The sequence below is a fragment of the Plantibacter sp. CFBP 13570 genome, from assembly GCF_014841395.1.
GTDB lineage: Bacteria > Actinomycetota > Actinomycetes > Actinomycetales > Microbacteriaceae > Plantibacter > Plantibacter auratus.
This window is the reverse complement of the sequence record NZ_JACYTW010000085.1, coordinates 1-10,853: the sequence shown is the minus strand read 5'-3', so window position 1 is coordinate 10,853 and position 10,853 is coordinate 1. Positions and strand designations below refer to the sequence as shown.

Annotated in this window: 12 protein-coding genes, 3 tRNA genes and 3 pseudogenes; 8 read left to right on the top strand and 10 right to left on the bottom strand. The window is 69.9% G+C overall.

The features are described 5' to 3' along the window. A partial coding sequence (locus IFT89_RS18340) for a M23 family metallopeptidase (RefSeq protein WP_202939667.1) occupies positions 1 to 473 on the top strand: 473 nt, incomplete at its 5' end. 21 nt (positions 474 to 494) lie between these two features. Here IFT89_RS18340 and IFT89_RS18335 read toward each other — a convergent pair. Further along, positions 495 to 1,163 carry an SGNH/GDSL hydrolase family protein gene (locus IFT89_RS18335; protein ID WP_202939666.1) on the bottom strand — a complete coding sequence of 223 codons (669 nt, stop codon included), beginning with the start codon at positions 1,161 to 1,163 and terminating at the stop codon, positions 495 to 497. 125 nt (positions 1,164 to 1,288) lie between these two features. Here IFT89_RS18335 and IFT89_RS18330 point away from each other — a divergent pair, with 125 nt between their 5' ends. From IFT89_RS18330 to IFT89_RS18310, 6 genes and pseudogenes are all read left to right on the top strand, one after another. After that, positions 1,289 to 1,693 (top strand): TOBE domain-containing protein, encoded by a 405-nt coding sequence (locus IFT89_RS18330; RefSeq protein ID WP_137242253.1) that lies wholly within the window; start codon positions 1,289 to 1,291, stop codon positions 1,691 to 1,693. After that, complete coding sequence (modA, locus tag IFT89_RS18325) at positions 1,690 to 2,505, top strand: molybdate ABC transporter substrate-binding protein (protein WP_137242252.1); 816 nt, start codon at positions 1,690 to 1,692, stop codon at positions 2,503 to 2,505. The genes IFT89_RS18330 and modA overlap by 4 nt, the downstream gene beginning before the upstream one ends. A gap of 52 nt (positions 2,506 to 2,557) precedes the next feature. Beyond that, entirely contained in the window at positions 2,558 to 3,325 is a 768-nt protein-coding gene (locus tag IFT89_RS18320; RefSeq protein WP_202939668.1) for an ABC transporter permease, read from the top strand. Positions 3,326 to 3,375: 50 nt separating this feature from the next. Further along, positions 3,376 to 3,765, top strand: a pseudogene (locus tag IFT89_RS20965) (ATP-binding cassette domain-containing protein); the annotation flags it as partial. Positions 3,766 to 3,819: 54 nt separating this feature from the next. Next, positions 3,820 to 4,398, top strand: coding sequence for a TOBE domain-containing protein (locus tag IFT89_RS20960; protein ID WP_441004806.1), 579 nt, complete (start codon positions 3,820 to 3,822; stop codon positions 4,396 to 4,398). Positions 4,399 to 4,443: 45 nt separating this feature from the next. Beyond that, a complete protein-coding gene (locus IFT89_RS18310) occupies positions 4,444 to 5,205 on the top strand; it encodes a GH25 family lysozyme (protein WP_202939664.1) in 762 nt (253 codons plus the stop codon). A gap of 25 nt (positions 5,206 to 5,230) precedes the next feature. Here IFT89_RS18310 and IFT89_RS18305 read toward each other — a convergent pair whose 3' ends face one another. The 9 genes and pseudogenes from IFT89_RS18305 to IFT89_RS18265 all read right to left on the bottom strand — a co-directional run bounded on the left by IFT89_RS18305 (position 5,231) and on the right by IFT89_RS18265 (position 9,890). After that, a complete protein-coding gene (locus IFT89_RS18305) occupies positions 5,231 to 5,371 on the bottom strand; it encodes a hypothetical protein (RefSeq protein WP_153303386.1) in 141 nt (46 codons plus the stop codon). A 271-nt stretch (positions 5,372 to 5,642) separates the two neighbouring features. Continuing rightward, a pseudogene (locus IFT89_RS18300) lies at positions 5,643 to 6,050 on the bottom strand (arsenate reductase ArsC); the annotation flags it as partial. Continuing rightward, positions 6,047 to 6,646 (bottom strand): TetR-like C-terminal domain-containing protein, encoded by a 600-nt coding sequence (locus tag IFT89_RS18295; protein WP_202939662.1) that lies wholly within the window; start codon positions 6,644 to 6,646, stop codon positions 6,047 to 6,049. The pseudogene IFT89_RS18300 and the gene IFT89_RS18295, both read right to left, overlap by 4 nt. 42 nt (positions 6,647 to 6,688) lie before the next feature. Further along, positions 6,689 to 7,147, bottom strand: coding sequence for a hypothetical protein (locus tag IFT89_RS18290; protein ID WP_064294389.1), 459 nt, complete (start codon positions 7,145 to 7,147; stop codon positions 6,689 to 6,691). 626 nt (positions 7,148 to 7,773) lie between these two features. After that, the gene (locus IFT89_RS18285; RefSeq protein WP_244650844.1) at positions 7,774 to 8,517 is read right to left on the bottom strand and encodes an HNH endonuclease signature motif containing protein; all 744 of its coding nucleotides are present in this window, start codon (positions 8,515 to 8,517) and stop codon (positions 7,774 to 7,776) included. A 362-nt stretch (positions 8,518 to 8,879) separates the two neighbouring features. Next, a complete protein-coding gene (locus IFT89_RS18280) occupies positions 8,880 to 9,356 on the bottom strand; it encodes a hypothetical protein (RefSeq protein WP_202939660.1) in 477 nt (158 codons plus the stop codon). 116 nt (positions 9,357 to 9,472) lie between these two features. Further along, positions 9,473 to 9,545: transfer RNA gene (locus IFT89_RS18275), tRNA-Phe, on the bottom strand. A 78-nt stretch (positions 9,546 to 9,623) separates the two neighbouring features. Continuing rightward, a tRNA-Asp gene (locus IFT89_RS18270) sits at positions 9,624 to 9,697 on the bottom strand. 117 nt (positions 9,698 to 9,814) lie between these two features. Continuing rightward, positions 9,815 to 9,890 (bottom strand) — tRNA-Glu (locus IFT89_RS18265). 291 nt (positions 9,891 to 10,181) lie between these two features. On the opposite strand from IFT89_RS18265, the pseudogene IFT89_RS18260 reads away from it, so the two are divergent. Next, positions 10,182 to 10,853 (top strand): annotated as a pseudogene (locus IFT89_RS18260) (hypothetical protein); the annotation flags it as partial.

Here is a 10,853-nt window from a genome sequence, read left to right as displayed (position 1 = left end):
CCGCTGCGAACGCCGGCGGTGGCGGCGGCGGCGGAGGCGGCGGTGCCTCGGGTGCCGTCGGGAGCCAGGGGTGGGCCCTGCCGATCTCCGGCCGGATCACCGACAACTACGGACCGCGACCCGGTCGCCCCGTGCCCGGCGTCAACCCGTTCCACTCGGGCACCGACATCGGAGCGGGTTGCGGGCGAGCGGTCTACGCCGCGAACGCCGGCACCGTGGTCTACGCCGGCTGGCTCGGCACCTACGGCAACTGGGTCCTCGTCGACCACGGTGGCGGCGTCATGACCGGGTACGCGCACAACAGCAGCATCCTCGTCGGCGAGGGGCAGTGGGTGTCCGCCGGTCAGAACATCTCGCTCGTCGGGACGACGGGTGCCTCGACCGGATGCCACGTGCACTTCGAGGTCAGGATCGGCGGCTCGCGCGTCGATGCCGTCCCGTTCATGGCTGACCGGGGCATCCGCCTGGGCTGAGCGGCGACGGACACCGGGGCGTCAGAGTCCGAGGCGCTCGAGCTCGACGTCCATCCGCTGAGCCATCTCCGCGTACCCCTCGTCGTTCGGGTGGAGGCCGTCCGCGGCCATCCACTCCGGGTGCCCCTCGATCCAGTGCGACGCCCCGGGGACGGTGTCGGCGTCGATCTCCTGCGCGGCGTCGGCCACCCAGCCGATGATCGTCTCGATCGACTGCGGTCGCTCATCGGTGTACCAGAACGGTTCGACGACGATGAAGCGGGCCTCCGGGAGGGCGTCGCGGAGGCGATGCAGGTCCGTCGTGATCTGCTCGTGGATCCGGTCGGCGGCATCGTCGAAACTGAACGCGTCGTTGAGGCCCATCGTGACGAAGACGATGTCGGGCTGCTCGGCGATGATGAGGGAGGGCAGGTCGCCGCTGCCGTCGCCGAATCGGTCGCGGTGGTTCACGAACCCGAGGCCGTTGACGCTGGGGTTGAACTCCCGCCAGCCGCGTTCCTCGCTGACGACGGTGGACCAGCGATTGGCCGGGTCGCTCGCTCCGGTGCCGAGGGTGTACGAGTCGCCGTAGAACGCGACGAGCGGTCCGTCGCCCGTGGCGCCGCCGGTTCCTGAATCGGGCGATGCGCAGGCGGAGAGGCCGGTGGCGAGGGCGAGCAGGGTGACGGCGGCGAGCAGGCGTGATCTCATACGGATGGTTCGGAGCAGGGGGCGTCGTGGAGGGTCGAAGCGCCGGCCCGCCGCCGACGACCCGAAGCGCGAATGCGGTTACAGCTAGGTCGTGTCAACGCGAATGCGTGCACTAGCCTGTCTCCATGCCGCAGATCCGTATCCGAGACGCCGCCCTGTTCCTCGGGGTCAGTGACGACACCGTCCGTCGTTGGATCGACCAGGGCGCACTCGTCAGCGCGAAGGACGAGGCGGGCCGAGCGGTCGTCGACGGCCTGTCGCTCGCTCGGCTGGCCCGAGAGAACGCCGTCCTCCCCGTCGACCCCTCGGAGATCGGACGCTCGGCACGCAACCGCTTCGTCGGCATCGTCACCGACATCACGATGGACACGGTCATGGCGCAGGTGGAACTGCAGTGCGGGCCGCATCGCGTGGTGTCGCTCCTGAGCAGTGAGGCGGTCCGCGAACTCGGTCTCGAACTCGGCTCGACAGCAATCGCCGTCGTGAAAGCCACGACGGTCCTCATCGAAACCCCGAAGGCGAGCTCATGAACCGCACCGCACCCCGTCGATCCTTCCGACTGCTCAGTGCACTGGCCCTCGGCACCGGGGTCCTGCTCGCGGCGTCCGCCTGCGCCGCCCCCGCCGCGACGTCGACACCCACCGTCTCGGCCACGGCGGACGAGCTCAGCGGCTCCATCACGGTGTACGCGGCGGCGTCGCTCAAGACGACCTTCACCGCGCTCGCGGAGGACTTCAAGGAGGCGCACCCCGGTACGACCGTCGAGCTGACCTTCGCCGGCTCCTCCGACCTCGTCACGCAGCTCACGAACGGTGCTCCCGGCGACGTGTTCGCCTCGGCGGACGAGAAGAACATGGCGAAGCTGACCGATGCCGACCTCGTCGAGGGCGACCCGGTCGACTTCGCGACCAACGTCCTGCAGATCGCCGTGCCCCCGTCGAACCCCGCCGGCGTGAAGACGTTCGCCGATCTCGCCCGTCCGGGCGTCAAGACGGTCGTGTGCGCGCCGCAGGTCCCCTGCGGGGCGGCCACCGTCGCCGTCGAGGACGCCACGGGTGTCGCGCTGAGCCCGGTCAGCGAGGAGTCCTCCGTCACCGACGTCCTCGGCAAGGTGACCTCGGGCGAGGCCGATGCGGGGCTCGTCTACGTGACCGACGTCATCGCGGCCGGCGACGCCGTGCGGGGCATCACCTTCCCGGAGTCGTCGAAGGCCGTCAACACCTACCCGATCGCGCCGCTCGCAGGGAGCGCGAACCCCACCGTCGCGGCGGCCTTCGCGGCCTACGTCGTGAGCGCCGAGGGACAGCGGGTGCTCGCCGACGCCGGCTTCGGCGCACCGTGACCCCGTGAGAGAACTCGGCTCGGGGGTGCCCCGCTGGATCGTCGTCGTCGCCATGGTCGGCGCAGCCTTCGTCCTGCTGCCGCTCGTCGCCATCGTCCTGCGGGTGGACTGGGCGGACTTCGGTGCACTCGTCACCTCCGAGTCGTCGGTCGCGGCGCTCGGGCTGAGTCTGCGGACGTCGTCACTCGCGACGGCTCTCTGCGTCGTGTTCGGCGTGCCCCTCGCCCTCGTCCTCGCGCGCACCCGGTTCCCGGGGCAGCGCCTGCTGCGGTCGCTCGTCCTCCTCCCGCTCGTGCTCCCGCCCGTCGTCGGCGGGATCGCCCTGCTCTACACCTTCGGCCGGCTCGGCCTGCTCGGGCCGGCACTCGCGGACGCCGGGATCGACATCGCGTTCTCCGCGACCGCCGTCGTCCTCGCCCAGACCTTCGTCGCCCTGCCGTTCCTCGTGTTGAGCCTGGAGGGGGCGATCCGCACGACCGGCTCGCGGTACGAGGCCGTCGCCGCGACGCTCGGCGCACGTCCCACCACGGTCTTCCGCACCGTCACGCTGCCGCTCCTCGCACCCGCCGTCGTGTCGGGCGCGATCCTCTCGTTCGCGCGGGCCCTCGGTGAGTTCGGGGCTACTCTCACGTTCGCGGGCAGCCTGCAGGGGGTCACGCGGACGCTGCCGCTCGAGATCTACCTGCAGCGCGAGACCGATCCCGACGCCGCGGTCGCGCTGTCGCTCGTCCTCGTCGTCGTAGCCGTGCTCGTCGTGGGCGTCGCTGGGGCGCAGGGGTCGCTCCGCCGTGGACGGACCGTCGCCGGAGCGGTGCGATGACCGGGGCGGCCCTGGAGTTCCGAGCGACGTTGCGTGAACGCGACTGGGAGCTCGCCGTCGACCTCGCCGCGGGGGAGACCGTCGCCGTGCTCGGCCCCAACGGCGCCGGCAAGTCGACGCTGCTCGCGGTCCTCTCCGGGCTCCTGCGTCCGGACACCGGTCACGCGACGCTCGCCGGTCGCGAGCTGTTCGCGGTCGGTGGATCGGGTCGGGACCACTGGCTGCCGCCGCACCGGCGGGGGATCTCGCTCCTGGCGCAGGAGGCGCTGCTCTTCCCGCACCGCTCCGTGCTCGACAACGTCGCCTATGGCCCGCTGGTCGCCGGTGCGTCGCGCGGCGAGGCTCGGGACGTCGCCCGACGACGACTCGCGGAGGTCGAGGCGTCCGAGCTCGAGGGGCGCCGTCCCGCCGAGTTGTCCGGCGGCCAGGCGCAGCGGGTGGCGCTCGCCCGCGCGCTGGCCCCGGACCCGGCCCTGCTCCTCCTCGACGAACCGATGGCCGCGCTCGATGCGACGGTCGCGCCGCACCTGCGCCGTATGCTCCGCGAGCAGTTGCGTGGGCGGACGACCGTGCTCGTGACGCACGAGGTGCTCGACGCGTACACGCTCGCGGACCGGGTGATCGTCCTGGACGCCGGGCGCATCGTCGAGCAGGGGCCGACGGCGGAGGTGCTCGAGCGGCCGCGGACGGCGTTCACCGCGGACCTCGCGGGACTCGAACTGCTGACGGGCGTCCGCACGGCACGCGGGCTCCGTCTGCCGGACGGAGCGGAGGTCGAGGTCGACTCCTCCGCGGAGGCAGACCCGATCCCGGACGGGGTCGCCGTCGCCTGCGCGTTCCGACCGTCCCGCGTCGAGATCCGCGACGCTGACGGGTCTGGTGGTCCGAGTGCGTCAGGAGCCGTCCGCGCGACGATCACCGACCTCGAACCCAGGGGCGACGTCGTCCGAGTCCGCTCGGCGGTCATCACCGCCGACGTCGCCGTGCAGCAGCTCGCGGCCGCGGGGTGGTCGACGGGCGACGTCGTCGACTTCGTGGTCGACCCGCGGGCAGCCGTCCTCTACCCGCGCTGAGGCGTCCTGCATCGGGACACGGCCGAGACGTGACAGAGTGAGCCGATGAACCGATTCTGGAGACGCTGGTGGCCGATCGTCGTCGGGGCGGCCGGCACCCTCGCGATCGGCGGGATCTGCGCGGCGCTCGTCGCCATGGGGCTGGTGCGGCCGAACGCGATCCTGGCCGCCTCGTACGCGGTGCGCGGTGTCGACGTCTCCTCCTACCAGGGCGAGATCGACTGGGACGTGCTCGCGGCTCAGCCCATCGACTTCGCGATCATGAAGGCGACCGAGGGATCCGGTGATCAGGACAAACGGTTCGCCGCGAACTGGGTGGGCGCGCAACGGGCGGCCGACGAGACCGACTTGCTGATCGGGGCGTACCACTTCCTGAGCTTCGACAGCCCGGCCGAGACGCAGGCCCAGAACATCTTCGACACCGTCCCGGTCACCGCGGGTGCTCTCCCGATCACCATCGATCTCGAGTGCTACGCCGACTACTGTCGGACGCCACCGAGTGCGGAGCGGGTCGCCGCCGTGCTGGATCCACTCCTCGCGGCACTCGAGGAGCATTACGGTCGCCCGCCGATCGTCTACGCCACCATGCGGTACTACGACGCGTTCCTCGCGGGCTCGTACGAGCGGAACCCGATGTGGATCCGCTCGGTCATCACGCCGCCTGTCTTGTCGGACGGGCGGGCGTGGGACCTCTGGCAGTACACCAGCCGGGAACGGATGCCCGGGTACGTCGGCAAGGAGGAGTTCATCGACGTGAACGTCTTCGACGGCTCCCTGCGCGACCTCCAGGCACTCGTCGGCCCCTGATCCGCGGCCCCGGAGGCGCGTCGGGTTACGGGGCGGGAGCGGGACCGGTGGTCGGCTCGGCGACGGGGAGGAACGTGTCTTCGCCGTCGACCTCCTGCTCGATGGAGTCCTCGGTGGTCTCGTGGTCCTCGGGGAGGTTGTCGTCGTTCGCTGCGTGCTTGCTCATACGACCACGATACGACGGGTGTCGCGCTGGGCAATGGGGTTGCGTGCCGATGCCGGGCGCTGGCCGACCACCATCGCTCTCAGGAGGCGAAGGCGAGTGAGCGGGCCATGAGTTCTTCGGTCAGGACGTCGACGGCCTTCGGGCCGACGCCGTGGATGCGGAGCAGGGCGGCGGGGGAGACCCGCGTGAGCTGCTCGAAGCGGGTGAACCCGTGCGCGCCGAGCGCTTCGTGGGCGACCGAGCCGATGGTGGCCGGGAACTCGGACGCCTCGGCGGGCACGAGTTCGACGAAGAGCGCGGCGATCCGCTCCTCGATGTCGTCGCGGATGCGGCGGACGGCCTCGATGCCTTGCCCGGCCGGGTCCTCGAGTTGCCAGTCCTCGTAGCGCTTGCCGGGGAAGATCGGGCAGGCGTCGCCGCAGCCCATCGTGATGACCGCGTCGGACGCCCGGACGGCGTCGGTCGTGAGGATGCGGGGCACGGCTGCGGTGATGTCGATGCCGTGTTCGGCCATCGCCTCCACCGCCACGGTGTTGATCCGGTCCTTCGGTTCGCTCCCGGCCGACAGCACCTCGACCCGGTCGCCGGCGAGGGCACCGAGGAAGCCGGCTGCGATCTGGGAGCGGCCGGCGTTGTGCACGCAGACGAAGAGGACGGTGGGGGTGGTGGTGATGGTCATGGCGTCTCCTGGAGGTGGCGTGAGCCGAGCGCGGACGAATGGTCGAGCAGGTCCACGAGGGCAGCGTAGCTGGTGGCGGGGTCGGCGCCGCGGGTGAAGCCGCCGACGAGCTCGAGGGACACGAAGCCGTGGAGGGCTGCCCGCACGATGCGTCCGGCGTCCGTCATCGCCACACTGTCGAGACCGCGCCCCGCGAGTGCCCGTTCGACGAGCATCACGAGCTCGCGGTCGGCCGGCTCGCCGGTGTCGGCGCGGACGTCCTCGATCGAGAACGCGAGGGCGTACCGACCGGGATAGGCGAGGGCGAAGCGGCGGTACCCGTCGGCCAGCGCGGTGAGTGCAGGGGACCCGCTCAGGCCGTTCGTCGCGATGTCGAGTCCGCTGGCCAGTTGGGCGAGGGCGAGCTGGGCGACGGCGGCGCGGAGGTCCTCGGTGCTGCGGACGTGCTTGAGGAGGGCCGGTGCCGAGGTGTCGAGCTCGCGGGCCAAAGCGGCGAGCGTGAGGGCGTCGGCGCCGTAGGTGTCGGCGAACTCGGCGGCTCCGACGATCACCCGTTGGCGGGAGAACTTCGTCCGGGAAACGGGTGCATCGGTCATCGGATCGAGCCTAACGGCACGCGGCACTGATGCCGTGCGGGTTCAGACCGTCGGTGGTGTGGCTTCGTGGTGGGGCGCGCCGTGCGTGCGGCGGTCCTCCTTCATGGCGGCTTCCGCGAGGTGGCGTCGGCCGCCCGCCAGTTCGTTCCGGACCTCCGCCTCGAGCGTGCGGAACGGCTCCCAGTAGTTGCCGTCGTAGTCCTCGACGATCTGGAACGTCCAGCGTCCGTCGATGACGTTGCGTCCGACCAGCTCGGTGTCGATCCGGTCGGCGAGGGCGTCGTGTCCGGCTTCGCGCAGGGCGTCCGCGGCTTCGCCGAGCGCGAGGTCCGCTTTGCCGGTCAGGCGATGGAAGCCGTAGAGCATGCCGCGCGCCTGCTCGACCACTTCGAGCGCCTCGGTCACTTTGCCGACCGCTTCCACGGTCGCGTCGTCGACCCCTGCGGGGACTCGGTGGGCGTCGTCGGGGCCGTCGGTCGTGCGGTCGTCTGCAGAACTCATACGACCAGTCTGTCCGGATCGGCCCCGGATGTCTGGGGCTTGCGGACGGAGGTGCACGATGTGAGCCGGCGGACGTCCTCCCGCGCACCGAGCGAGAGCACCCCGCCTGCCCTTCGACAGGCTCAGGGATCGAAAGCGATCCGGGGACACTCCTCCCGGTCACCGAGCTTGTTCTCCCCGGTCACTGAGCTTGTCGAAGTGCCCACGAGGGTGCCTCGTCGTTCCGGGCGCACCTCTCCCGGTCACTGAGCCTGTCGAAGTGCCCACGAGGACTCTTCATCGTTCCGGGCACACCTTTCCCGGTCACTGAGCTTGTCGAAGTGCCCACGAGGGTGCCTCGTCGTTCCGGGCGCACCTCTTCCGCTCACTGAGCTTGTCGAAGTGCCCACGAGGATGCCTCGTCGTTCCGGGCGCACCTCTTCCGCTCACTGAGCTTGTCGAAGTGCCCACGAGGAACCCTTCGACAGGCTCACGGCCGAAGCTACGCGGGCACACCCATCCCGGTCACTGAGCTTGTCGAAGTGCCCACGAGGATGCCTCATCGTTCCGGGCACACCTTTCCCGCTCACTGAGCTTGTCGAAGTGCCCACGGGGACCCCTTCGACAGGCTCAGGGACCGGCGGAGGTCAGAACGGTGCGGGGTCCGGTTCCGTCCGATGGTGTTTCCCGTCGGGTGTCGTCCACTCGAGGACCCCGCCCGGCTGGTGGTCGAGGTTCCAGCCGGGGAGGTGCTTCATCCGGTGGTGATGTCGGCAGAGACAGGCGAGGTTCCCGACATCTGTCGTCCCGCCGTCGTCCCAGGCGACCGAATGGTCGAGATCGCAGGCCCTGACGCGCCGCCCGCAGCCCGGTGCCCGACAGGTGCCGTCCCGTAGGCGGACCGCTCGCTGGAGGTCGGCCGGGACCCGGTACTGATTCCGCCCGACGGAGAGGACCGCGCCGGTTTCCGGTTGGACGATGATCCGGGTGAAGCCGGGTGCGTTCACCGCGATACGGGCTGCGGTCTGGGGGTCGATGGGTCCGTACCCGTCGAGCATGCCGGGCACGTCGGAGACGCCGGCCATGCTCAGTGCCGGCACCGTGTTCGTCGCGCGCTGGACCGTCCGCTCGGGCGTTCGGGTCGCCATCGCGAGGGCCGCGCAGGTCGACCGGCGGGAGAGCGCCAGGCGCTCGGCCGGCGGGAACACGGCCGGAACGACCGAGTCCGCGAGCGCGTCCGCATAGGCCGCAGAACGGGCGAGTAGCCGGGCCTCCTCGGCATCCAGAGCAGCACGCCGCCGCTGGATGTCCGCGTAGTGATCCGAGAACTCCGCGAGGCGCGCGGCGTGCTCGTCGCTCGCGCGGATCGCGGTGGTGATGGTCTCGGTCATGACTCCAGTCCACCATGGACCACTGACATTCCAGATGCTGAGTTGTGTCGGCTGTGGAAGTGTCCTCGTGTGCCCTTCGACAGGCTCAGGGACCGGAGGAGGCATGCCGGATTCGCGGGGTTCTCCCGTGTGCCCTTCGACAAGCTCAGGGACCGGGGAAGGTTGCGCGGAGACCGGAGTGAGTGCGGGTGCACCTCTTCCGGTCACTGAGCTTGTCGAAGTGCCTACGAGTACCCTTCGACAGGCTCAGGGACCGGATGGGTGTCGCTGGTCTTGGATGCTTCTCCGTGCGCCCTTCGACAGGCTCAGGGAGCGGAGGGGGTTCAGGGATCGGACGGGTGAGACTCGTCTGCCCGGGCGGGCTAGTGGTTCAGGCAGCGATCCGGATCCTCGGTCTCCGGAGGATCACCCTGATACAGGGTGAAGAAGTTCTCGGCCGGGCCGGACAATGATCCGCGGGCGTGGACGCACAGGCGCGCGAGACCGTCGTCGCTCCGCACGTCGGAGATGATCCGGGACGTCTCGCATGCGCCGTCGCCGGGATGGAGGACGAGGTCTCGATTGGTCCCCTCGTTGTCCACCATCCAGGTCCCGGAGAAGTCGATCGGGTCGTCCGCGCGGGGGTCGTCGCCAAGACTGCACTGGACATCCGAGGGCCATGCGGTGGCCTCGAAGGTCCCGTCGTCGGCGAGCTCGAGCCGGGTGTCCCCACTGCGCCAGGTGCCGACGGCCTCACCACGTGGCAGTCCGTACCGCGTGTCCGAGCAGGCGACGAGCGACGTGCCGAGCATGACTGCGAGTACGGAGGCGGTCACCCAGCGTGACGGTTTCGATTCCACAGTGCGAGTCTGTCCGCCGCGGGCCAGGAGTGGCAACTCCGGTGGTGGCGTAGGTGTTCCGGGCGTCCGGGCGAAAAAAAGAACCCCCACCATGTAGAAGCTAGGTGGGGGTTCCGTGGCTCCGACGGGCGTCGATCCCGTGACCTCACGATTTTCAGTCGTGCGCTCTACCAACTGAGCTACAGAGCCGAGTACATCAGCTGCACGAACGGCGACGATGTCTCAAAAGCAGAAGCCCTCCCTTGCGAGAGGGCTTCCGACCTTTTGCGACCCTGACGGGACTTGAACCCGCGACCTCCGCCGTGACAGGGCGGCACGCTAACCAACTGCGCTACAGGGCCATACATGTTGAATTGCTGGTGATGCGAACTGCGGTGATGCTGGTGTTACTCGGTGCTTCTCGCAGTCGCGCAGACTCACTATACCTGAATCCGAGCGGCTGTTTTTCCAGTAGTCGGTGGTGACCCCAACGGGATTCGAACCCGTGCTGCCGCCGTGAAAGGGCGGTGTCCTAGGCCGCTAAACGATAGGGCCGCGAAGCCCTGAAGCTTCATGACTACCGAGCGACAAGCATACGGATGAAACCCCCGAATCCAAAATCGGGTTCGCGGAGCAGCGATCGGCGCTCCATGCCGGATGTGACGACAGGCGCCGAATGACCACTCCACGGCCCCCGGCCGGGGTTAGCCTCTGGCGTGGACCACTCCCGGATGCCGCGGCCGACGGGAGTGTCCACAGCCGGTCCCGCCCCCCGTCGGGCTAGCGTGGACAGTGGTACCGATGTGACCGATGTGACTGCAGCGAACCGAGATGGGCCCCTACTTCATGAGCAAGAAGCTTGCCGGCGCTTGGCGCCGAAGCCGGACGACCAACGCCGGATCGGCGTCCTCCGTGCGGTGGCGAGGACGCCTCACCGCCGCCATCGTCATGTCGCTCGCGATCGTCGGCTCCTTCGGTGTCGCCGGCCCGGCGTCGGCAGCCGACTACCCCTCGTGGGACGACGTCCAGGCCGCGAAGGGCAATGAGGCCGCCAAGGCCGCCGAGGTCACGAACATCAAGAACTTCATCGTCCAGTTGCAGGACGAGCTGCAGGTCGCCCAGGACGAGGCCGAGAAGCGCGGTACGGAGTTCCAGGCCGCTGAGGAGGCCTTCTTCGAGGCCGACGCTCGGGCCACCGCGATCCAGTCGCAGGCCGACGCCAAGACGGCCGAGGCCGACACCGCGACGAAGCAGGCCGGTCGGGTCGCCTCGCAGCTCTACCGCTCCGGCGGCGCCGACCTCAGCCTGAGCCTCTTCCTCGACGGCGAGAGCAAGGGCGCGACCGACCTCCTGTCGAAGCTCGGCAACATGAACCAGGTCGCCGAGCACAGCAACGGCGTCTACGAGCAGGCGGTCGCCGCGCGCAACACCGCGGCTGCGCTCGGTGAACAGGCCGGTGTCGCCCGCGACGAGCGCGAGTCGCTCCGGCAGGCGGCGCAGGCGGCCATGGAGGCCGCC

What these genes read in the sequence shown, in the direction of transcription:
- modA (WP_137242252.1), top strand. Translation starts at nt 1,690, where the DNA reads ATGAACCGCACCGCACCCCGTCGATCCTTCCGACTGCTCAGTGCACTG.
- IFT89_RS18330 (WP_137242253.1), top strand. Translation starts at nt 1,289, where the DNA reads ATGCCGCAGATCCGTATCCGAGACGCCGCCCTGTTCCTCGGGGTCAGT.
- IFT89_RS18285 (WP_244650844.1), bottom strand. Translation starts at nt 8,517, where the DNA reads ATGACCGAGACCATCACCACCGCGATCCGCGCGAGCGACGAGCACGCC.
- IFT89_RS20960 (WP_441004806.1), top strand. Translation starts at nt 3,820, where the DNA reads ATGGCCGCGCTCGATGCGACGGTCGCGCCGCACCTGCGCCGTATGCTC.
- IFT89_RS18305 (WP_153303386.1), bottom strand. Translation starts at nt 5,371, where the DNA reads ATGAGCAAGCACGCAGCGAACGACGACAACCTCCCCGAGGACCACGAG.
- IFT89_RS18320 (WP_202939668.1), top strand. Translation starts at nt 2,558, where the DNA reads ATGGTCGGCGCAGCCTTCGTCCTGCTGCCGCTCGTCGCCATCGTCCTG.
- IFT89_RS18310 (WP_202939664.1), top strand. Translation starts at nt 4,444, where the DNA reads ATGAACCGATTCTGGAGACGCTGGTGGCCGATCGTCGTCGGGGCGGCC.
- IFT89_RS18290 (WP_064294389.1), bottom strand. Translation starts at nt 7,147, where the DNA reads ATGAGTTCTGCAGACGACCGCACGACCGACGGCCCCGACGACGCCCAC.
- IFT89_RS18335 (WP_202939666.1), bottom strand. Translation starts at nt 1,163, where the DNA reads ATGAGATCACGCCTGCTCGCCGCCGTCACCCTGCTCGCCCTCGCCACC.
- IFT89_RS18295 (WP_202939662.1), bottom strand. Translation starts at nt 6,646, where the DNA reads ATGACCGATGCACCCGTTTCCCGGACGAAGTTCTCCCGCCAACGGGTG.